Annotated in this window: 13 protein-coding genes; 1 reads left to right on the plus strand and 12 read right to left on the minus strand. The window is 69.9% G+C overall.

Annotation, left to right across the window (positions count from 1 at the left end):
• Positions 1-41: 41 nt before the first annotated feature.
• Complete coding sequence (locus tag AC07O4_RS27530) at positions 42-1091, minus strand: acyl-CoA dehydrogenase family protein (protein ID WP_495306190.1); 1050 nt, start codon at positions 1089-1091, stop codon at positions 42-44.
• A 24-nt stretch (positions 1092-1115) separates the two neighbouring features.
• On the minus strand, positions 1116-2273 hold the full coding sequence (locus AC07O4_RS27535; RefSeq protein ID WP_495306191.1) for an acyl-CoA dehydrogenase family protein: 1158 nt from the start codon (positions 2271-2273) through the stop codon (positions 1116-1118).
• Between the two features lie 144 nt (positions 2274-2417).
• Between AC07O4_RS27535 and AC07O4_RS27540 the strand changes: the two genes are divergently transcribed.
• Positions 2418-3341, plus strand: coding sequence for a LysR family transcriptional regulator (locus AC07O4_RS27540; RefSeq protein WP_062474040.1), 924 nt, complete (start codon positions 2418-2420; stop codon positions 3339-3341).
• On the opposite strand, the gene AC07O4_RS27545 is transcribed toward AC07O4_RS27540, so the two are convergent.
• From AC07O4_RS27545 to AC07O4_RS27590, 10 genes are all read right to left on the minus strand, one after another.
• Positions 3329-4300, minus strand: a complete 972-nt coding sequence (locus tag AC07O4_RS27545) for a Bug family tripartite tricarboxylate transporter substrate binding protein (RefSeq protein ID WP_354345015.1) — start codon at positions 4298-4300, stop codon at positions 3329-3331. The two genes, AC07O4_RS27540 and AC07O4_RS27545, sit on opposite strands and share 13 nt — an antisense overlap.
• A 60-nt stretch (positions 4301-4360) precedes the next feature.
• A complete protein-coding gene (locus AC07O4_RS27550) occupies positions 4361-5341 on the minus strand; it encodes a tripartite tricarboxylate transporter substrate binding protein (RefSeq protein ID WP_495306192.1) in 981 nt (326 codons plus the stop codon).
• Positions 5342-5355: 14 nt separating this feature from the next.
• Positions 5356-6159, minus strand: a complete 804-nt coding sequence (locus tag AC07O4_RS27555; protein ID WP_495306193.1) for a crotonase/enoyl-CoA hydratase family protein — start codon at positions 6157-6159, stop codon at positions 5356-5358.
• A gap of 1 nt (position 6160) precedes the next feature.
• Complete coding sequence (locus AC07O4_RS27560) at positions 6161-6583, minus strand: hotdog family protein (RefSeq protein WP_495306243.1); 423 nt, start codon at positions 6581-6583, stop codon at positions 6161-6163.
• 82 nt (positions 6584-6665) lie between these two features.
• The gene (locus tag AC07O4_RS27565) at positions 6666-7889 is read right to left on the minus strand and encodes a CaiB/BaiF CoA transferase family protein (RefSeq protein ID WP_495306194.1); all 1224 of its coding nucleotides are present in this window, start codon (positions 7887-7889) and stop codon (positions 6666-6668) included.
• 276 nt (positions 7890-8165) lie between these two features.
• Entirely contained in the window at positions 8166-8846 is a 681-nt protein-coding gene (locus AC07O4_RS27570; protein WP_495306195.1) for an RNA polymerase sigma factor, read from the minus strand.
• Positions 8833-20583, minus strand: a complete 11751-nt coding sequence (locus tag AC07O4_RS27575) for a filamentous hemagglutinin family protein (RefSeq protein WP_495306196.1) — start codon at positions 20581-20583, stop codon at positions 8833-8835. Before AC07O4_RS27575 ends, AC07O4_RS27570 begins: the two co-directional genes overlap by 14 nt.
• 341 nt (positions 20584-20924) lie before the next feature.
• A complete protein-coding gene (locus AC07O4_RS27580) occupies positions 20925-21917 on the minus strand; it encodes a FecR family protein (protein WP_495306197.1) in 993 nt (330 codons plus the stop codon).
• Positions 21918-21989: 72 nt separating this feature from the next.
• On the minus strand, positions 21990-22517 hold the full coding sequence (locus AC07O4_RS27585) for an RNA polymerase sigma factor (RefSeq protein WP_447745732.1): 528 nt from the start codon (positions 22515-22517) through the stop codon (positions 21990-21992).
• A gap of 3 nt (positions 22518-22520) precedes the next feature.
• Positions 22521-23153, minus strand: a complete 633-nt coding sequence (locus tag AC07O4_RS27590) for an STN domain-containing protein (RefSeq protein ID WP_495306198.1) — start codon at positions 23151-23153, stop codon at positions 22521-22523.
• Positions 23154-23225 lie beyond the last annotated feature (72 nt).

A 23225-nucleotide genomic window follows, 5' to 3' on the forward strand; every position in this document is an offset into this window, starting at 1 on the left:
TCGATGCGTGGCGACTGCGTGCCACGCGGATTGGTCAAAACTCAGGCCAGGGCCGGCGCGGACAAGCGCAGCCGGACGAAATCGAACAGCCCGTCGGGTTGCGCGAGCAGGGCCTCGCCCAACAGGCGCGCGCACTGCGTCTCCGTGCCCGGCACGGCCCGCCACTCATGCAGGCGGCGCGTGTACAGCCCGAGCACATGTTCCTCGGTGATGCCGATGGCACCGAACACGGCGTGCGCGATGGCGCAGACGCTGCGCGCCGCCTCGCAGGCCCGCAGCTTCGCGGTGGCCGCCAGCAACGGATCGGGTTGCACGCCCGCAGCGCTGCATCCCAGTCGTGCGGCCAGCGTGGCCGAATGCGCCTGCTCGCCCAGCACGCTGAGTTCCTGCTGCACGGCCTGGAACTGCGCGATCGGCCGGCCGAACTGCTTGCGGTCGCGCGCGTAGTCGGTCACCAGTTCGAGCACGCGCGCCATGGCGCCCGCCATGCCTGCGGCGTGAAGTGCGTTGCAAAGCGCCACGGCATCGGCTGCGCCCGCATCGAAGCGCACCACGGCGTCGGCTGCGCCCGCATCGAAGCGCACCACGGCGAGATCAGGTGTGTGCCACTGCAGGGTGGCCGAAGCCTGCGGGCGCCATGCACCCGGCGTGGCCGTTGCACGATCGCGCGGCAACAGCAGCCATTCGCCTTGCCAGCTCACGAGCACCTGCTGCGCCAGCGCGCCACCGGGCACGTCGCGGCAAACGATGGAACCCGCGTCGCCGGGAACACCCGGTGCGATCGCGATGGGGCCAGCGCCGCGCCGCTCGCCATGCCCCGCCGCAGCCAGCAGTGCGCGCGCGACGGCGGTCTCGCCGAAGGGAAGCCCGAGCCCGGCCTTGCCGGCGGCGAACACGAGCGCGAACAGCTCGCGCAGCGACAGGCCCGCGCCGCCCTGCGCTTCCGCCACGAGTGCATCGGTGTAGCCGAGCGCATCGATGGCCTGCCACAGCGCGTCGGTGGGCGCGCCGGCTTCGACGGCGCGCAAGGTGTCGTCCGTGCACAGCGCGCGCAGCGGGCGTTCGAAATCGTCAAGGAGTGTGTCGTCCATCATGTGTCCTTGTGTGCTGCGCTGCTAGCGAACGCCCAGCCCGCGGGCGATGATGCCCCGCATGATCTGGCGTGTGCCGCCGCGCAGGGAAAAGCTCGGCGCCAGTTGCGTCACGTAGGCCAGGGTCTGCAGCAGGCCGACCGACGGCACCGGATGGCCGGGCGCGTCGAAGGCTTCCTCAATCCATCCGGGTATCGCCTGTTCGAACTCGGTGCCCAGGTCTTTCACCAGCGAGGCCTCGAACGCGGGATCGAGCCCGCGGCCCAACTGCTCCGCCACGGCCAGCGACATCGCGCGCAGCACCGCCATGCGCGCGGCGATGCGCCCCGCGATGACCTGCACGCCGGCAGCCGGCGCTGCGCCCTGGCGCAGTTCGGCGAGCCAGGCTTCGGCGAGCACCAGGCTGGAGTAGATGCGCTCGGGTCCGCTGCGCTCGAAGGCCAGTTCGGCCGTCACCTGTTGCCAGCCCGCGCCCTCTTCGCCGACCAGCGCATCGGCCGGCAGCTCGACGTCCTCGAAGAGCACTTCGCAGAAATGCCCGTCGCCGCTGAGATCGCGGATCGGCCGCACGGTGATGCCCGGCAGCGTCAGGTCGACCAGCAACTGCGACAGGCCCTTGTGCCGGTCTTCCGACGTGCCCGAGGTGCGGACCAGCGTGCACATGTAGTGCGCGCGGTGCGCATTGGTCGTCCAGATCTTGCGGCCGTTCAGGCGCCAGCCGGTGGCGGTGGGCACGGCCCGCGAGCGGACACTGGCCAGGTCGGAGCCGGTATCGGGTTCGCTCATGCCGATGCTGATGAAGAGTTCGCCGCGCGCGATGCGCGGCACGAAGAACGCGCGCTGCGCCTCGCTGCCGTAGCGCAGGATCAGCGGCGCGGTCTGCCGGTCCGCGATCCAATGGGCCGAGACGGGTGCGCCCGCGGCGAGCAGTTCTTCGAGCAGCACGAAGCGCGCGAAGCTGCTGCGCCCGGCGCCGCCATAGGCCTTGGGCAGCGTCAGCCCGATCCAGCCCTGGCGCCCGAGCGCGCGGCTGAAGTCGGCGTCGAACCCCATCCAGGAGCGCGCCCGCACGGCCGGCGCAACGCCGTGCAGCGCCGATTGCAGGAAGGCGCGCACCGGCGCGCGCAGGGCTTCGTCCTCCGGTGGAATCGCGACCAGCGAAAACGATTGCAGGGTGTTCAATGGTGTGTCCTCACAGATGCTTCATCGGGTTTTGCCCGCTTCGGTCGGGCGGATGCAAGCGCCATAATCCGCGTGGCTCCTGCACCGTTTGGCAGCCGCAGCGGGCCACCCGTTACTGCCGCAATCACCGAGACATTCGCCCCCATGGAGCTTCGCCAACTGCGGCAGGTCGTCGTCCTGTCGGAGACGCTCAACTTTCACCGCGCCGCAGAGCGGCTGCACATGGCGCAGCCGCCGCTGTCCACCTCGATCAAGAAGCTCGAGGAAGAACTCGGCGTGCTCCTGTTCGACCGGCTCTCCACCGGCCTGCGGCTCACGGCCGCCGGCGAAGCCGTGCTGCAGAACGCCAAGCGCGCACTGTTCTTCGTCGACGAGGTCCGCCGCGCGGCCCGCGACGGCGTGGCGGGCGAAGAGGGCCTGCTGCGCATCGGCTTCGTCGGCTCGGCCACCTATTCGCTGATGCCGCAGATCGTGCGCAGCTTTCACCGCCAGTACCCGCGCGTGGACCTGGAGATCGAGGAATCGACCACCACCGATCTGCTGCGGCGCATCGAGGACCATTCGCTCGACCTCGCGCTGGTGCGCTACCCGGTGCTGACGCCGACCGCAGCGGAACTCACGGTGCTGCAGCTGGACCACCTGGTGCTGGCCGTGAGCGCCGATTCGGCCTTCGCGCAGCGCAGCGAGATCGCCATCGCCGAGCTGGAGGGCGAGCCCTTCATCGCGTACTCGCGCACGCTGGTGCCCACCATGCATGTGCTGACCATGCAGGTGTTCCAGGATGCCGGCGTGCAGCCGCGCATCACGCAGGAGGCGGTGCAGGTCCAGACGATCCTCGGCCTGGTGGAAAGCGGCCTGGGCATGGCGCTGGTGCCGGCGGTGGTGCAGCGCTACGCCAGCAACGGCGTTCGCCTGATCCCGCTGACCGACATGCCGTCCAAATACACCGTGGGCATCGCGATGGCCACGCTGCCCGACGCCTTGACGCCGGCCGCACGCAATTTCATCGCGGTGGCGCATGCTGCTGTCCAGCCTTCTGCAACGCAGCCACCGGCTCAGTCTTCGTAGCCGATGTTGGCGGTCTTCACGATGCGCCGGGTCTTCTCGATCTCGGCCCGCTGGAACTCGCCGAAGGCCTGCGGCGCGCCGTAGAACACCGCCCCGCCCTGCAAGGTGATGAAGGTCCTGGCCTCGTCGCTGTCCATCAGCTCCTTGATGGCCTGCGACGCCCGGGTGAGCACGGGCTCGGGCACGCCCGCGGGAAAGAACACGCCGGTCCAGGCATAGGACTCGTAGCCGGGCGTTCCGCTTTCGCTCACGGTCGGCACCTGCGGCAGTTCCTTGATGCGTTCGCTCGCGGCGACGGCCAGCGCGCGCACCTTGCCGCCGCGCAGCAGCGGCATCACCGCGCTGACCTCCGCCATCGTGTAGTCGATGTTGCCGCCGGCCAGGTCGGTCATGGCCGCCGAGGTGCCCTTGTAGGGCACGGCCGTGGCCTTGATCTGGTTGCGCTCGTGCAGCAGTTCGAGCGCGACGCGGTAGGTGGCGGTGCCGCTGCCGAAGTTGAGCTTGCCCGGCGCCTGGCGCGCGGCCACCACCAGGTCCTGGAGGGTCTTGAAGGGCGAGCTGGCGGGCACGACCAGCACCATCGGGAAACGGGCGATGCGCGCCAGCGGCTGGAAGTCTTTCACCGCGTCGTAGGGCAACTGCCGGAACACGGCCACGTTGGTCACCATCGGCGAGTTGCTGGCGACGAACATCGTGTAGCCGTCGGCCGGTGCAGTGGCCACGGCGCGCGCGGCAATGAAGCTGTCGGCGCCGGGCCGGTTGTCGACGAGGAAAGGCTGGCCGAGTTTTTCGCTCAGGTGCCTGGCCAGGAAGCGCGCGGTGGTGTCGGCGCCGCTGCCGGGCGGCAGCGACACGATGATCTTGACGGGCTTGTCCGGATACCCGGCCGCGGTCGCCAGCGCGGCGGCGCAACCCAATGAAAGCGCCAGCAGCCAGCGCGCGAGGAAAGGGGTCTTCATGTCTCTGGTTCCTTGTCGTTGTTGTCCGGCCCGGTCATTGCGGGTCCGCTGTCTGTCTTCCTACTCGGCCTCGATGCCCGCGGCCTGCACCGCGCCAGCCCAGCGCTTGAGCTCCGCGCGCAGGTAGGTGCCGAACTGCTCGGGCGTGGAAGACTGGAGCAGCACGCCTTGCGGCTCGAACTGGCCGCGCAGGCTCGGGTCGGCCACCACCTTGTTGACGGCTTCGTTGAGCGCCTTGACGAGGGCCGGCGGCGTGCCCTTGGCCACCAGCAAGCCGTGCCAGGTGGGTGCGTCAAAACCCAGGATCAACGACTCGCCCAGCGCCGGCACGCCGGGCAGCACGCCGATGCGCGCCTTGCCGGCCACGGCCAACGCGCGCACGCGGCCATCGCGGATGAAGGGCAGCGACGAGTTCACGGCGTCGAGCAGGAACTGGGTCTGTCCGCTCATCAGGTCGGCCATGGCGGGTGCGGTGCCTTTGTAGGGCACATGCATCGCATCGAGCTTCAGGGCCTGCAGGAACAGCGCGACACCCAGGTGCGTGACGTTGCCCTGCCCGCCCGATCCGTAGGCGAGCTTGCCGGGCCGCGCCTTCATGTACTGCACGAATTCCTCGATGTTGGCGACGGGCAAGCTCGGGCTTGCCATGAGCACGGTCGGGATCAGCGCGGGCAGCGCCACGGGCACGAGGTCGCGCAGCGTGTCGTAGGGCAGGTTCTTGTGCAGCGCCGGGCTGATGGCCAGACCCGACGAGTGGTACAGCACCGTGTAGCCGTCCGGTGCCGAGCGAGCCACGAACTCGGTCGCGATGTTGCCGCTGGCGCCGGTGCGGTTGTCGACGACCACCGGCTGCCCCAGCAGTTGCGAGAGCCTGAACCCGATGGCGCGTGCCACGACGTCGGTGGGCCCGCCCGCAGCGTAAGGCAGCACCAGCCGGATCGGCTTCTGCGGCCAGGCTTTGGGTTCATCGGCCGCGCGGGCCAGGGGCATCGCTGCGAGCGCACCCGCAGCGGCAAGGATGTGGCGCCGTTGAAAGGACATGGTCATCCCCGCTGTCAGGTGCGCGCCGCGGCACGGGCCTTCGCCGCATCGAGAAAGGCATCGAGCGCGGACTCGTGCGCAGCGGTGTGGTGTGCCAGCGCCTGAAAGCCTGCCGACATCTCCAGCACCGTGTCGAGCCGCGCGTGCTGTGCTTCGCGCAGCAGCCGCTTGGTCATGCGCAGGGCATGCGACGGATTGCTGGCGATGCGCCGCGCGAGCCGCAATGCCGTGGGCATCAGCGCATCGGGCTCGACCACATCGGAGACCAGCCCCCATTGCAGGGCCTGCGCGGCATCGATGGGATCGCCGGTGAAGGCCATCTCGCAGGCACGCGACATGCCGACCGCGCGCGGCAGCAGCCACGCGCCACCGTCGCCCGGAATCAGGCCGAGCTTGACGAAGCTCTCGGCGAACACGGCCGTGCGCGAGGCAATGCGGATGTCGCACATGCAGGCCAGGTCGCTGCCCGCGCCGTAGGCCGGCCCGTTGACGGCCGCGATGGTCGGCACCTCGAGGTTGCACAGCGCCAGCGGCAGGCGCTGGATGCCGTCGCGGTAGGCGTAGCGGCTGTGCACCGGCTCGCCGAGCCCGCTGCCGATGGTGTCGCGCAGCGTCTTCAGGTTGCCGCCCGACGAGAACGCCGTGCCGGCACCGGTCAGCACCACGGCGCGCACGGACAGGTCGCGGTTGACGGTGTCGCACAGCGCGATCAGCGACTCGACGGCATCCGCGTCGGACAGTGCATTGCGGGTCTGCGGACGGTTCATCGTCACCACTGCGACGCCGCCGTCGCGCTCGATCTTGAGGAAGTCTTCCATGTCAGTGCGCCTTCTTTTCGTCTGCCGGCTTCATGCGCATCATGCGCAGCGGCGTGTAGGTGAGAACGGTCTTGCCATCCTGGTTGAGGACCGAATTGCGGGTGCGCACGAGGCCGCGTCCCGGCTTGGCGGTGGGGCGTCGCTCGATCACTTCGCATTCGACATGGATCGTGTCGCCCACGAAGGTCGGCGCGGCGATGTCGAGCTCCGCATTCAGGAACGCGAGGCCCGTTCCCTGCATGGACGGCGTGATCAGCCCCTCGGCGAAGGCATAGACCAGCGCACCCGGCACCACCCGGCCCCCAATCGCCATGTGCGCCCGGTCGCTGGTGTCGGTGAACAGTTCCTCGTTCAGCCAGCTCAGGTTGATGAAGCTCACGAGGTCCGCCTCGGTCACGGTGCGGGCACGGGAACGAAAGCGCATGCCCGATGGCAGCTCGTCGAAATAAAAGCCGGTGTTCAGCTGGATCAAGGGTTCGCTCCGTTCGGGTCCATGCGATGGCGGTTCAACTCGCTTCGGAAATCAGTTCGGCGGGCAACAAGGTGGCGCCCTGTGCAGCCAGTGCCTCGATCTGCGCCGCGCTGTAGCCGGCCTCGGCCAGCACCTCGGCGCTGTGCTCTCCGAGCCTGGGCGCTTGGCGCACCACCGCGGGGGGCGAATCGGACCATCGCGTCGCGATCGCCATCGCGCGCAGGCGCCCTTCGCTGGGGTGTTCCACGGTTTCGAAGAAGCCCACGGCCTTGAGGTGCGGGTCGTCCATCAGCGACTCGAGGGTGTGCATCGGCATGACGGGGATGTCGGCGGCTTCGAGCCGTGCGGTCCAGTCGGCCGATGTGCGGGTCTTCATCACCTGGCCCACCAGCTGGTACAGCTCGCCGATGTTCTCGGTGCGCCGGCCGATGGTGCTGAAGCGCGGATCGGCCTCCATCTCCTGCGACTTGCCGATCAGGCCGAAGAAGGTCTTCCACTGCTTGTCGTTGTAGATCAGCACGCACAGATGGCCGTCCAGCGTAGCGTAGGGACGGCGGTGCTCGTTGAGCAGCCGCGCATAGCCGGCAGGCCCGATCGGCGGCTCGAAGGTGCAGCCGCCCATGTGGTCGCCGAGAACGAACTGCGCCATGGTCTCGAACATGGGCACGTCGATCGATTGCCCCCTGCCCGTGCGTTCACGGTGAAAGAGGCCCGCCGACACGGCGTTGGCCGCGCTCATGCCCACGATGCGGTCGACCATGGCACTGGGCACGTAGCGCGGCACGTCGGCGCCCGCGCGCACGCCCAAGGTGGGAATCGCGGCCGCGCCCTGGATCAGGTCGTCATAGGCTGGCTTGGCCGCATACGGGCCGTCCTGGCCATAGCCGTACACGCCGACATAAAGGATGCGTGGGTTGACCGCGGCAACGGCGGCGTAGTCCAGCCCCAGGCGCGCCATGGCCTGCGGCCGGACGTTGTAGATGAGCACGTCGGCATCGGCGGCGAGCCGCAACAGCGCCTCGCGGCCATCGGGTTGCTTGAGGTCCAGCACCACGCTGCGCTTGCTGCGATTGGCGTGCAGGAAGATGCCGCCCATGCCGGGATGGCGGCCGGGCCCGATGCCGCGCACCGTGTCGCCGCCGGGCGACTCGATCTTGATGACGTCGGCGCCCAGGTCGCCGAGGATCTGGGTGGCATAGGGCCCCATCAGCACCGCGGTCATGTCGATGATGCGCACACCGTCGAGGGGTCCGCTCATGGGGCCCCCTGGCTTTTCGAAGCCGGTAGCGCGGTGCGCGAAAGGAAGCGACCCGCCGCTTCTGTCCTTGTGTCCATTCGGTCTCCCGTATCGTTGGAACGATGCTAGGGGAACCGGTGTTGGCCGTGAAATACCGTCTTCATGTCGGGCGATACGCATTGGGTATCGGGTGCTCGATCGGACAGATCGTGCGTCCCGCAACCACGCCCACCCGAACGCCGGCGAGATCGGCAGCAGCAAGTTGCTACCGGTCCGGCGCCGCCCGCAGGCGGGATTTCATTTCTCCGCGCGCGGCGCGCTGGCGCGCATCGGGGCGACGACTTTCTCCTGCCATCGCCGGGAAAGTCCGCGTCGAGGCGAAGCGCCTTCCGCCCGCACGGTGTGGCCGGACGCATGCGCGCAGTAGTCCAGGGCCTGGCGAAGCGCCGTGTCCACCCGGCGCAAAGAGATGCAATGCCGGTCTGCCACGTCCTGACGAGTCATCTCCTCGATCTGCAGTGCCACAAGCACCGAACGATGCCGATGCGAAAGCCGCTGCATCGCCTGCTCGACGGCCTCCACGGCCGAACGCGCTTCGGCGATGGCATCGGGGCCGGGCGCATGGTCGGCCAGGAGATCGAGGGCCGTATCCCATTCGCCCACGTACTGCCAGGACCGGTCGCTGCGCAGGCGGTCCATGGCCAGGTTGCGCGCCGTTCGATAGACATAGGCCCCGGGACTGCGCACGGGCTCCGATGCCGTCATCTCGCCCAGGCGCAGCCAGGCGTCGTGCAGGCACTCGCTGGCCTGGTCGGAACAGCCGAGATCGCGGGCCAAACGGCGATGCAGGTACGTGTAGTTCGCCGTCAGGAACGCCCGCAGCACGACGCCGGTGGGCTCGCCGTGACCCGCGAATGGCCCTTGAAAACAAGGACCGGGATCGAACTCAGCCGCGGACATCGTCTTACTTGCCGGCATGGCGCAACCTGCTCTTCTCGGCGTCGGTCAGCAGCGACATCACCGATGCGTCGAACTGGTTGCCGTGCCCAAAGACCTGCACGGGATTGGCAGGGTCGTACCGAGGCGCAGCGCCCGCTTGCGCGCCGGGGCGTGGCGGCGACGATGCGCCCGCGCCGCCCGGCGGCAGGCTTTCGTTGCCGAAGCCCAGCACCCGCACCGTGAACACAGAGGGCAGGTTCTGCCGTGCCGCGGCCCGCTCCTGGCGCATGGACTCCTGCGCCGCCATGGCCGCCGCCGACGCCGCCGCGCTGGCGGTGGTCAGTGCCCCGATGTTCACCGCGGCCACCACCGGCAACCCGGTCGTTTCGCCCTTGACCTGGATGTTGTCGGCGTTGCGCACCTGCAGCGCGGCAATGTTGAGGTTGCTGGCGACCCGGATGCCGGCATCGCCCGCATCGATGGTGCCCCTCGGTGCGACCAGGTCCACGTCGCCTTCGCCCACGGTGCCGATGCCCGCGCCGCTCATGTCGCGCTTTTCCTGCACGGTGATGTTGCCGTCGGCGTCCGACGTGACTTCCGGCGCCTGCGGGATGCGCACGGTCTTGGCGCCGCGGCCGGCGTCGATGTCGCCCTGGCTGGACCACAACACCTGGTCGCTGCCCAGCGGCTCGGCCTGCGAGACGAAGGACAGGATGCGCGAGCGGTTCACGATGATGTCCCGGTCGGTGAACACATTGACCTGCCCCGGCGAGGCCAGCGTGACCAGGCCGTATCCGTCCGGCACCACCGCGCCCAGGCCCGCCACCTGCAGGCCGCCGCCGGGGGTGAAGACGTTGATGTCGCCGCCCTGGTGGGTGCGCGCCGCCATCCGGGTCGCGGCGATGCTGCCCACGCCGGACCAGCTGCTGCGCCAGTTGTCCGGCAGGTCCGCGGCGTAGCGCACGGGCTGGCCTTCGGCCGTCGCTCCGCGGAACAGCGTGTCGATGGCCGCGGAGCCGCGACGGTAGCCGCCGTTGATCGGGCCGTTCTGCCCATCGCCCCCGTTCTGGTCGCGCCCTCCTTCGCGCAGTTCGTAGACGAAGACCTGGCGCAGGAACTGCTCGCGCACCAGGGGCGGCAGTTGCCGGTATTGCTCCCACGCCTGCTGCGGGCTCAGCTTGCCGTCCGCAGTGCCGGTGAGGCTGGCGACCTTGTCGGCACCGAGCATGCCTTCCACGAAGGACACCAGGCCCCGGCGCGCCAACTTGGCCAGGTCGCCGCGGTTTTCCACCCCGTCGCTCAGGTACAGCGGCGCCACGGTGCCGTCGGCCAGGGTGGTCTTCAGATAGTCCGGCATGGCGGCCACGTTGGCCGGGTTCAGGTAGGCCCGCTCGAAGGCGTCGTAGCTGGCGGCCTTGTTCATGCCGGCCATCAGGGTGATGCCGGCGCCCTCGGCGGGCAGGGCCTTGATGACGTTCGATTCTTCGCCGAGCGGCGTTGCCGACACGTAGTCCCAATAGCGATTGGCATTGGTGTACAGCGACAGGTTGTTGCCCTGGATGTCGCGCCCGGCCAGCAGCAGCAGGGATCCCGGCCCTTGCAGCGCGGTGCGGCTGCCCCTGTCGTAGTAGTAGGCCGCCGCGTCGCCGCTGTATCGCGCATATCGGTGCGACAGGAGCCTGTTGGCGACAGCCAGGATGTCGTTGCCCGCCGCCAGCATGGTGGTGTCGGTGGGGCGCAGGTTGCGCGCGCTGAGCTCGAAGTTGCGGATGTCGGTGCCGGCCTGCACGTGCACCGATTCCGACGCGATCAGATTCAGGTCGCTGATGGAACCGGTCGCCGCGTACAAGCGGCTGGGCGTGAAGTCATGCACCTGCATCGGCAGCACATCGGGGTTGTCGAACAGCTCCATGCCATTGAGGCTGTTGGTCAGGAACGTGTTCGTCACCGAGAAGCCGCCATAGACCGACTTCAGCGGCGCGCCGAACGCCGATGCCCCGCCCAGCGTGATCGTGAAACCCATCCACGGCCGGAATATCGACGGCCACTTGTCCAGCGTGGTCTGGGTCATGACGATGGCACCCGTGTTCTGCAGGCTGCTGCCGCGCAGGAAGCGCAGGTCTTTCGCGGCCAGCAAAGACAGGTCGCTGCTGTTCGCCGGCGCCATCGCCAGCAGGCCCGCGACGTCGATGTTGCCGCTCAGGGCCGACACGCTGACCTTGGCCGGGTACAGGCCCACCATGTCCGTCTGGAGCTTGGTGTCCGTCATGCCGCTCACCAGCCTGGTGGTGTTCTCCGTGTCGTTTCCTGCCACGAATTCCGACTGGTTGACCAGGCGCACGTTGCCGCCGGTGGACACCAGGCTGACGGCGCTGCGCTCTGTCTGACTGCTCATGAACATCGCATGGCTGGACGCGCCGCTGGTGTCCCGGTCGGCCTGGTCGACGTAGGCACGGCGTATCTGCATCGGGTCGATCACGGTCTGCAGGACCAGGTCGCCCAGCGTCTGCAGCTTGAGCGTGGCGTCCGACAGCGCCAGCACGGGCGCGATGTCGTAGGAATAGGCGGTGTTGGGCCAGCTGCTCGAGATGCCGGCCAGGGCATAGCCGGAGGCGCTTGCGCCGGCTTCGATCTCGCCGGCGCCGCGGCCCACGTAGTACTGGCCGGCCTTCAGGGTGCCGCCCGCCGCCACCTGCAGCTGCCCGCCGTTGCGGGTCACCGTGGAGGCCGCGGCATCGCCAGCGGAACGCCCGCCCGTCACGCGCATGGTGCTGGGCAAGGCCACCACCAGGTTCACCAGGTCGCCGCCCGCCGACAGCTTCACGTTGCCGCCGCCCAGCGCGCCCAGGCCCTGCTGGAAGCTGGCGTGGTTCACCCACCAGCTCGGTTGCTGGCCCCGGGCGGACATGACCGGCGCCCAGCTCTCGCCCATGTTGTACGCGTCGTAGTAGCCGGTGGGACTGCTGAGATCTCCGCCATAGCGGCCCTGGCGGAACAGCCATTCGGTCAGGATCTGGTCCGAACGCGCGCCCTGCGCGGTGGGCGCACGCACGCTGCCCTGGACCGCGACATCCACGTGGCCACCTGCGGTGCCGTACTGGGCATCGACGCTGGCGGTGTCGAAGCCGCCGCCCAAGGTGGGATCGGCCTCGGCCCGGCCCGCCGTGTACAGCGCGGACTCCTTGTGGGCGAGCACCAGGTCGCGCCCGGCGCGTACCGTCAGGTCGCCGCTGCCGGTGCGCACCAGCTTGCCGGCGCCCGACTCGGTGCCGGCCGTGCCCACGCGGATCGTGCCGGTGTCGGCTGCAAGCGCGCCCGATGGCCGCGTGGCCAGTGCATCGACCGACCCCAGGTCCGCACCCGCCACCAGGCGCAGGTTCCACGACGCGGCCTGCTGCAGCCGCGCCGCCCGGCCCGCGCCGTTGTCGCGGCCTGCCACGTCGAAGCCGTCGCTCAGATGGCCGTCGATGTTCAGGTTGCCGCCGGCGCGCAGCGTGAGCGTGCCTTCGCGGTGCGCCGCACCGAAGCTGTCGAACAGGTTCCAGTCGCGGCCCAGCGTCAGGTCGCCCGGGCTGGTGATCTCGATGCCCGCCGCCAAGGTGTAGGCGGCGGCGTTGCCACCCAGCCTCGCCAGGATGCCGGTGTGGCCTGCAAAGGCATTGGCCTCGGCGATCGCCTGCGGGGCCACGGATTCCACCGTGCCGTCCGTGCTCGCATGGCGGCGCACGCCTTCGAGCACCGCGGAGCGCGCGCCCAGCACGGCAGCGTTCAGCGCCGTGACGTTCAGGCCGTCGTTGCCTGCGGTGCGCTGCGCCCGCAGTCGCAGCTTGCCGCCTTCGCCGCCGCTCAGGTCGAGCGTGCCGCCGGCCAGGTTCAGTTGGCCGTCGACCGCTTCCAGGTCGATGCGGCTGCTGCCCAGGCCATCGACGGCGTCGGTGGCATGGGCCGCCAGCACCGCGCCAGGCTGCATCGTCAGCCCTGCCCCGCCGACCAGGCGGATGCTGCCTCCGTAGGCCGCGTGGGCCTCGACGCGCGCCGTGCCGTCGACGGAGATCACGCCGCGGTCGGTGATGACTTCGAAGTCGGCCACCCGCGTGGTGCCCGCGATCGTGAGGTCGCCCTGACGGACGCGGAACTGCCGCGAGCGGTTGAAGCCCGCATCGTTGAGCGTTCGCGCCAGCGCGCCGAAATCGTCCAGCCGATCGATGGCCAGCGCAAAGTTGCCACCGTTGCCACCGTTGCCGCCGGCACCGGCCTGCGCTTGCACAGTGCCACCGAAGTGGACTCGTCCGCCGGCCGATGCGTCCACCGTCAGGCGGCCGGCGTCGCCACCGTGCGGATGGGCCGACAGGTCCAGCAGGCTGCCCGGGGCCAGGTCGATCAGGCCGCCTCGCGTCGCCAGGCTGATCTGGCCCGCGTCCACGTACTGGGCCGCGTCGAAGAAGACTTTTTCCAGGCCGCCCGCGTGCAGGCGGCCGGACTCTGCAACCGTCAGGTTGCCCGTGCCGGCATCGACCGCGATGCTGCCGCCCAGCGCGAGCACCGGCAGCGCCACGGTCACGCCCTGGCCCGACAGGTTGAGGCGCGCGCCCAGACTGGCGCGGCCCAGTGATGCCATCTCTTGCGTATCCAGTTGCGCGTCCTGCTGCAACACCAGTTGGCCCTGCGTTCGCACGGTCTGGTCGGCGCCGGACACCCCTTGCAGCACCGGCGTGCGCAGCGTCAGCGCCGCCGTGCCGGCGTCCAGGCTCCCGGTGCCTTCGCCGGCGATGCGCCGGCTGGCCGACAACAGCACCTGGTCGAAGCCGGACATCGTCTTGTCGCCCACGCCCAGCACCAGTTCGCCAGCAGACAGTTCCAGACGACCACCGCCCGTGCCCGCACTGCTCAGCGACGCGCCCGTGTTCTGCAGCGTCAGGTGGGAGGCCTGTACCTGCACGGCATCGGCGCCATGGCCCCGCAAGGCTGCGGCGTCGAACACCACCTGCGCCAGGCCGCGCATGTCGAGCGAGCGATAGAAGTCCAGGCTGCCGTAGCTGTGCAGCGTCAATGACTGCGCGCGCGACAACTGCGCCAGGGCGTCGGTGTCCAGCACCAGGCCGCCGCTGCCGCCGCCGATGCCGATGCGGCTCGCGGCCACCGACAAGGCCTTGCCCGACAGCTGCGCGCCGGCGGCCATCTCGGTGTTGTTGGTGGCGTCGAGCAGCAGCGCCTCGCCGCCCTGCAGCAGCGCACCGGCGCCGATGCGCACCTGGCCGCCGACGGTGGTGTCCACGTTCTCGCGCAGCGCTCGCACGGCCTGGCCGCTGCTCACGCGCACCAGCGCACCCCAGTCTCTGGAAGGCGTGACGATGTGGTCGTCGCTGGTGTCGTTGGGCGTGTTGTTGTCGCTCCACACGGCCGCCACCTGCGGCTTGAGCACCAGGTTCGCCTCGTCGCCCGACGCCCGGCCGTCCGCGCGCAGCACGCTGCCCGACTCGATCGACACCGCATTCGCCGCGGCCAGGATCACCTCCGGGCCGCTCAACGCGGTGCCTGCCGTGTTGCGCAGCACCACGTCGCTGGCGGCCACGTCCACTTGCAAGCCCCGCACGTTGCCCGTGCGCGTGCCGCCCACCAGCAGGCTGCCCGCGCCGAAGCGCGTCAGGCTGCCGGCGTCCACGACCAGGTAGCCATCGGCGCGCAGGTCGCTGCTGTCCTGTCCCGCGCCGACGATGGCGATCTTGGCGGCGGCAATGTCCACCAGGCTGCCGCGCCCGCCCGCATCGGGTTGCGCGCGCAGTTCGCCGTCCAGCGTCAGCGCGCGGTCGGCCTTGAACACCACGGCGCCGCCATCGCGCGCCAGGCGCGGGGTCACGACGTCCTGCCCTGTGAGGCGATATTGCGTCAGCTTGAACGCATCCGACGAGAAGAAGGCGTTGCCACGTGCTTCGTTGTATTCGCTGACCTTGCGCACCAGGCTGGCGGGCAGCACGCGCCAGCCCGAGGCCGTGGCATCGCGCGCGCCGCTGATCGTGTTCTGTTCCCGCCCGGCCACGATCGTCGAGCCGTCGCGCAGGCTCACCACCTCGCCACGGGACGCGGCCCACGCCGGCAAGGCCTGGCCCGTGCTCTGCACCGCAAAGGCGCCGGGCAGCAGCGCATAGCGTGCCGGCAGCAGCGTGTACCAGCCGGCGCCCAGGCCGCCGCCGGCCAGCCAGACCTTCTGGCCCGCGGCACCGCCCGCCACGGGCGACAGGCCCTGGTAGCCCGGCAGCACGGCGTACATGCCGGGCAGCGTCAGCACGTCGTGCGAGCCGCCCGAGCCGGGCACGTGCTCCCACGCATGCAGGTCGCCGCCGCCCGCGATGTCCACCACCGCGCCCGCGGCCATGGCCACATCCGGCGCTTGCAGGAGCACGCGCTTTTCCGGCAGGGACGACAGGTAGCGGTTTTCGTCGAGGGAATTGGCATCGCCGGCATTGGCGCGGTTGCGGCCCTGCGGGTTGGCCGGGTCCAGCCAGTATTCGGCGTTGCGCAGGCTGCCGTAGAGCACATCCAGGCCCGCGCCGGACACCGCGGTCAGGCTGTTCGTGCCCAGCGTCAGGCGCTCGCCGGCATTCAGCGCGATCTGCCCGAAGGGCGCGCGCAGCACGCCGTCCTGCTCGATGACGGGCGCGTTCAGCGTCAGGCTGCCACCGGCCGACAGAGGCGCCGCGGCGCTCCCGTTGCCGCGCACGGTGATGGAGTGGTCCGAGTTGATTCGCGCCGTGACGGCGGTGGCCGGGTAGACCTGCGCGGCCTTGATCTCCAGCGCGCCCCCCACGTCCAGCGTGGCCCGCAGCTGGGGGTCGTCGTAGTCGGTGCCGCCTTCGCTGTAGGCGCCCGCCACGAAGCGCAGGTCGCCGGTTTCCAGCACGGTGCGTTCGAAGCCGCGCAGCTTGACGTCGACGGGCAACGCCGACTCGCCCTTCGCACCCCTGCCTGCGATGTCGATGGCCTGGCTGGCCGACAGGAACAGTTCGCCCGCATTGCGGGCCGTGGCGCCGACCGCGCCCACCGCACCTGTCAGTGGGTTCAGTTGCAGATGGTGGGCATGCAGGCGCACCACGCCGCCCAACCCGTCGCTCTGGATGACCGGGGCGGTGATGCCCAGGCGGCCGGCGACGCTCAGGTCGACGCCGCCGGCCAGCTGCACGCCCACTTGCGTGGAGCGCAGGTCGACCGCCGAGAAGCCGGTGTCCTGCAGCGCCTTCGCCGACACGTGCAGGGTGCCATCCGAGGTGGCGATGTTGCCGATATTGATCTTGTGGCTCAGCGCCGTTCCGGTGCCGCTCCAGAAGTACTTGTTGAGCAGTTCGACCACCCGCTTGTCGATGGTCGCGTCGTGCTCCCACGGCGCCCTGTCGGCGCCCGGCCCTGCGGCAAGCGCCGCCCCCGCATCAAGGACGAGCCCCTTGCTGCTGGACACCGACGTCGGCAGCGTGGTGTTGATCGCGGTGCGCATGGCGCTGCTCATCTTGACGTCGCCGGCGTACTCGTCGCGCACGTCGAGGTTGCCGCTGGTGCCGATGATCCGCGCGTACTTTTCGCCGTTGAAGGTGTACGTGCCGGTGGGGCTCTTGTAGTAGAGGAAGGAGCCAATGTCCGGCGCCACCAGGTCCCCGGACGCACGCCCGGCCTCGCTGGTGTCCGTGATGGACAGCGACCCGCCCGCCGCCTGGGCGTTGCCGCCGTGGGCGCGCAGCCTGGCATTCATGGCACCGCCGGCCGCGGCCTCCATCACGACCGCGCCGCCATCGCTGCCCAGTTCCTGTTCCACGCGCCGCAGGGCGCCGAGCGCCCCCGTGCCGCGGTCCCAATACGCCACCGTGCCCCGCGCGCCCGACACATCGATCAGCGCACCCGCCTGCGCGTCCAGCGTGCCGGCGCTCAGTGTGACCGTGCCGCCCGGCAGCACCTTGCCCTGGGGCAGGCGCATGGCCGGGTCGTGGAAGATCTGCGCCACGCCGGGCAGCAGCAGCTCGGCCCTATCGGCCAGCGTCAAGGTGTTCTTGGCGCGGATGTTCAGCTTGCCGGCCGGCGCCTGCAGGCGGCCCGCCACCCGCACGGAAGCCTGCCCGGACCCGTCCGCGTCCAGCGAGATCGCGCCGCCGGGTTCTGTCTGGATGCTGGCGTTCGCGTCGATGCGGATGCCCCCGCCGGTCGCGCCGGTCGCCAGCGACAGGCCGCCGGGCGCGCGCGCGGCGCGGCGCTGTTCGCTCAGTTCGTCCAACGCCTTGGGGGCCAGCACATCGCCCAAGGCGCTGCCGCTGGGCAGCGTGCGCAGCGTCGATACCGCGGCGGGCATGTCCCAGCTCGTGGGCTGGATGTGCACCTGTGCGCCTTCCGCGACCACGACGTCCCCGCCGAGCGAACGGATGCCGATCGTGCCGAAGCCGCGCTCGGTGTACAGGGTCTGCGGCAGGTGCAGCGGTTTGGCTGCGCCCGATGCCTTCCCGCCCGCTGCGTCGGCCGCGGGCGCGGCGCCGCCCACCTGCACGTCGCCGATCGCCGTGAGGGTGAGCCGGGACGCATCGCCCCCCGCCCAGCCGCGCAGGTCCAGCGTCTCGAGCGCCGTGTTGTCGAACGCCGTCAGGCTGATGGCCCCGCCGTTGCCCGCCTTCACCTTGCCGGCCTTGCCGCCCGCCGTGGCACCGGACAGCCAGCCGCCGCCGGACACGTCCAGCGCCGCGCCGGCGGCCACCTCCACGTTGCCGTACACCGTGCCCAGGCCCTCTTTCATCGGGGTGCCCAGTGCAATCGAGCCGCCGTGGATGGCACGGCCCAGCGTGACGCCTTGGCCAGTGTCGTTGACCCACTGGCCCGCGACGCTCAGCAGGCTGTTCGCCCCCAGGCGCAGCACGCTGTCCGCCTTGCCGCCGGCGCTCAGCGCAATGGAACCGCCTGGGGCGATGAGCTTGCCCTGGATGTCGAAATTGCCGGGGATGCCCTGGCCGTCGTAGACCGCGGCCGTGAAGCGCGCCCCCGGCTGCAGAGTCACCACCGCGCTGTCTTCCAGCACGAAGCCGGTGTTGAGGTTCAACTCGATGGCGCCCAGGCCTGAATGGCTCAGCCCCGCGGCGGACAGCCAGGTGGTGCGGCCCACACCCGCGCCCGCGCCGGGGGCTTGCCCTTCCGGCTCGGTCAGGAAGGCATCCTTGCCCAGCGGGCTGTCGATGCTGAAACCCGCCGGCAGCAACGCGGGCTTGTCGCTGATGACGACCTGGCCCAGGGTCCACATGCCCTCTTGCGCCCGGTTGGAACCCACCGTCAGGCGGCCGGCCCGAGGCAGCTCGGCCACTTCCTGCACCCGGTCGCCGGGCTGCACCGAGCCCCTGAACTCACCCTCCAGGATGAAGGCGCTGCCGGCACGGATGTCGATCGAACCGGCATTGCGGCCTTCTTCGTAGCCCGGCTCCCAGCGCCGCCCCGACAGCATCGGATTGACATAGGTCTGCGTGACGCCCCAGCGCGCATGCGCGTGCAGGTACTGGCCCGCGATGCCCGTGTAGGTCATGTCCGCCGGAGCGGACGACATCGTGTAGGTGCGCCCGTCCGCACCGCGCAGCAGGGTTTCCGTGTTCCAGCCGTCGCTGTAGCGCACCGAGCCGCCGGACACATCCAGGATGGAGCCCGGCCGCGTGATCACCGAGCCGTTGGACTGGATGGTGATGTCGCCGCCTCGCGCCGCCAGCTCCGACAAGCCCACCAGGCCGTTGCCCACCCAGCCCGTCACATCCGCCAGCGGGGTGCCGACCCAGACGCCTTTGAGCGCCTTGCCCGACTCGTCGGTGACCCATTCGACGCCCGCCATGAGCCCCTTGAAGGCACCCGACCGGCGTCGATCCACGATGACCTTCCGGCCGTACAGCCAGGTGTTCGCCTGCAGGTGGGAGTCGCGCAGTTCGTTGATGCGCAGTTCGGCTTCGACGAAGTTGCTGGCCATGTCCACCGGCATCTGCATCAGACCCGCGGTACTGACGGTGGCGTGTTCGCCGATGAGGATGCGGCTGCCGTCGCCCACCTGGGTGTTGCGCTGCAGGGCCGCAGGGTTGGCCTGGGCCTGGATGTCGATGTGGCCCGCGGCGGCGGTGACCTGGGCACGGGTCTGCACGTCGATCGTCTTGCCGTAGAGCTCGATGCGCCCGGGCTGGTAGCGGTTGGCCAGCGAGCCGCTTTCGATCCGCGTGGTGTCCTGCCAGTCGTTGACGACCTGGGTGATGCTGTCCGGCCCCAGAGTCAGCGTGCCGCCCGACCAGGCCGTCAGGCGCGGGACGTCGGCCGCCAGGTTGATGTCGATGTTGTGCACGCCCTGGCCCCAGGCGCGCAGGCGGATGGAGCCCGTGCGGTTGTTCAGCGCGGTGCTGGCTTGCAGGATGCCGCCCTGGTGGATCTCGCGTGACACCATCGTGATGTCGCCGTGGTCGGCCTGGACGATGCCGGTGTTGTGCACGCTGTAGCCGACCTGGGCCGCGCGCTGCTCCATCAGCGGCAGGATGTCGGACACGATGCGCCCGATGAGGTAGGGCTGGAAGGCGGGCGCCGTCTGCGGGTTGATCAGGAACTTGGCCGGAAAGAGCCAGGGCCGCACCGACGAGGTGACGGCATCGAAGCCGCGCACGGTGGGGCTGATTTCCTTGGCTTCCAGCCACACGTTCTCGCCGGCGCCCAGCAGCGTCTGACCGCTCGGCGTGCGGATGCTGCCCGCGTTGCTGACCTTGGGCGCGAACATCAGCACGTGGCCCCCCTGGCCCGTGATCTGCGCACCGGCCGCCACCTTGACGTCGCCCGGCGGCTTGCCCGGATCGAAGGCCGGGCCCATGTCGGCGAACTGCACGTTCGAATCGGCCGGCATCTGCTTGGAGTTCTCGCCGAAGGTGGGAATGCCGACGCCCACTTCGAGGCCGCTCCAGTAACCGGGGTCACCCGATTTCGCGCCCAGGCGCGTGTTGAGACCGGCCTTGAACTGTTCGTCGCTGAGCTTCAGGCTGGAGGCGACGAGGTTGCGCACGTTGACCTGGCTGCTGCCGGTGAACAGGATGCCGTTGCGATTGATGAGGTAGACGCTGCCCTCGGCCTCGATGCGGCCGGCGATCTGGCTGGGTCGGCCGCTGGGGTCGTTGATGCGGTTGAGCGCGATCCACTCGTTGGTGCCGGTCTTGGCGTGGGTGCCTGCACGCTGGTCGAACTTCACCGTCGTGTTCTTGCCGACGTTGAAGGTCTCCCAGTTCAGGATGGCCTTGTCGGCGGTCTGCTCGATGGTGACCGTGGTCCTGCCGTTCGCCGCGGCCTGAACGGGGTCCCTGGCGTTGAGCCAGCCGGCGGTCAGCGAATTCGTGTCGACCTTCAGGCCGCCTTCGGCCAGGCCGTCCGGCGCGGAGTCGCCGCTGGCCAGCGCCTCGGCCCGCTTCTGCGTCTGCTGTGCCTGCTGCGCGGCGATCGCGCGCGCGGCCAGGTTCAGGTTGGTGATGGACGTCTGCAGCTGCTGGCTCGCCGCCGACGATGGCTGCGTCGGGTGGACCAGGCTGGACGCCGGCGCGCCGTTCGGCAGCTTGCCCGTGGCGATCGCGCCCGCCTGCGCCGCGCCCTTGTCGGCGAACCACGCCGGGCTGAACGCCCGCTGGGCGTGCGCGCTGCCGAGGACCCCACCGGCAGCCAGCGCCACCGCGATGGCCCGCGCGAGGGGCGCCCTCCTGAAAACCTGCTGCGCCGCGCGCGCCGGTCGCTTCTTTTCGTTGCACCCACTGATGGTCATTTCTCGTTCCCGCCGAAGTAAAGCCTGTGCCGAAGGGGCTGCGCGCGTCGCGCGGGCCAGCCCCATTCAAGAAGCCCCTGCGATGGCGATCGAAAGCCAACGCGACAGGAGCCGTCAGTTTCTTGACGGGACGGAAACGTCGAATTCCAGAAGAATATTTTTGACCTCGTTGTGGGCGCGCGCCTGCTGCTGCGGCCTCGGTCCGGAAAGTCCTTGCAGATCAACGGCGGGGACGCACTGCACCTCGGCAAAGTCACGAAAGCTTCACAGTGGCTGCGCACGACCACCATGGGAAGCCGCGACATCGAAACAGGGTCGCCACCCAACCCCGAGGTCCACCTCTAGCTCAGGACCAGCACGCCGGCGGGGAGCGACCGGGCGTTCAAACCGAAGGAGCGCTGCATCTGGAGCAAGGCCAAATCGAGGCGGTCGAGCTTGAAGGTCGCGGTGACCGTTTTCCCCCGCAGCGCATCCACCATCAGCACCACACGCCCGGGGCGGTAGCGATTGATCTCGTCCAGCACCGCCGACAAGGGCGCCTGCTTGAACACGAGCTCACCGCGCCGCCAGGCGGAAGCCACCTCGGGGTCTGCGGCGGCGATGCCGCTGATGGAATGATCGCGGTAGACCGCTTGCTGGCGTGCCAGCAGCACACGGTCGCCGGCCGGATGCTCGATGCGCACGCGTCCCGCCAGGCAGGTCACGCACACACGCCCTTCCAGGCGGCTGATCTCGAAGCGCGCCGATTCGCCAATGCTGCGTCCGGTGCCGGCCACGACGCTGAAGGTGCGCGCACTGGGCAGCATCTCGATCGCCGCTTCGCCGTTCAGCAACTCCAGCCCCTCGGCCTGGTCGTCCGAGGCCACCCGGCGGATGCTGGTGCGGGTGTTCATGGTCACGCCGATCTGGTCGGACCACGCGATGGCACGCTGCTCGCCGGCGGCCGTGCGCCAGTCCGCACGCCATTCATTGGCCGCGGGCCACAACCCCAGGGGCGAATAGACCGCCACCCCCGCAACACCGGCCGCGGCGGCTGCGCCGGCCACCCCAAGGAAGGCCCGGCGGCTCGCCGCGGGCTTGCGCAGGGTCTCGCGGTGAAGGCTCGCCGCTTCGGCGTCGGTGCGCACCAACCTGTTCAGTGCAGGTTGAAGCACGCGCCACTGCTGCCGGGCCTCGATGAACGCCGCCTGATGCAAGGGACTCGCGTCACGCCAGCGCCGGAACGCCTGGGCCTCCCACTGCGTGGCGGCGCCCGAATGCAGCTTGCGCACCCACGCGCGCGCGTCTTCGCGCAGCGTCTCGGGAAGCGTCGGTGGTGAAGGGTGCGTCGTCATGTCGGTTTCAGGGGCCCCGTACTTGGTAGACGGTTGCCGACACCACAATCCGCAAACTATTTCTTCGTGCCGTCATGAAGACCTGCCAGAGCGCGGTTCCAGCCGCGAGAACAGAAGATCCTGTGCGGCCTTCAGTTCGTACTCGACGGTCCGCACAGGAATGCCAAGCCGCGTGGCCACGTCCCGCTGGGACCAGCCCTCCAGTCGAACCAGCAGCAGGATTTCGCGGCGGCGCGGCGGCAGGCGCGACAGCAGGCCGTCCAGCGCCTCCAGCTGCGAACGGGCTTCGGCGACCTCGGCGGGACCGGGCGCCGGGTCCGGCAGTTCATTCATCAGCAGCTCGATGTCGTCGGACAGCAAGACCTGGCTCTGTGCGCGCCGGACGTCGATCGCCAGGTTGACCGCCATGCGCAGCAGGTACGCCTGGGGCGTGGCAATGGGGCCCGCCATGGGCTGGCTGCGCTCCAGCTTCAGCCAGGTTTCGTGCAGGGCGTCTTCCGCCAGTTCGCGATTGCCCAGCCGCACGGCCAGGCGTTGCCTGAGCTGCTCGTAGCGTTGCACCAGGAAGCTGCGCAGCAGCGGGATGACGTTCTCCGTCATGCGTCAGTGCACCGTGGCACAGCGAGGCCCGGGCAACACGTCGTGCGGGAGGATGGCCAGCGTGAGCGGCAGCGCCAGGTCCGCCGGCGGGGGATGGTCCATCTTCAGAGGGGCCAATGCCGCGAGCATGGCGGCGTCCCGCCCGGGGTCTCCCGAAGACGACACCAGGCGGGCCTGGCTGATGCGGCCCGACGCGGTCACCTGCAGTTGCAGGATCGCGCGGTAGTGGCCGGGGGCCGTACGCAGATCGGCGCACAGCGCGTCCCAGACACGGGCCTGGACCAGGGCGTCGTACCCGCGTTGCGAAGCGGCGGTCGATGCCAGCCCGGGCGCCGCGGCGACGCGCTTCAGGATGAAGGCACCGGAAAGCTGCGTGTCCACGTCGTCCGCGGTGAAACCCGTGCCGGCCAGCAAGGCCCGCAAGGCGGCATGCGGCGTATGGCGCCCGCGCACCGGGGCGGACGTTCGCCCCGCCACCCACTCGTCGATGAACATCACCGACCGCCCCGACACCGCGGCGTATTGCGCCAGGGCAGCCGCCAAGGGCTGCGCCGGCAGGTCGAAGTCCAGCATCTGCGCTTCGGACGACGCGCGGGTGGCGGCATCTGCCGACTGCACGTCGGTGCTTGCGGCCACGGCCTTCGCTGTCGATCCCCAGGCGATGCAGACGCACACCACGGTGCACGTGAGGCCACAGACAAAGGCTCG

This window comes from Variovorax sp. GW821-FHT09D04, assembly GCF_059416405.1.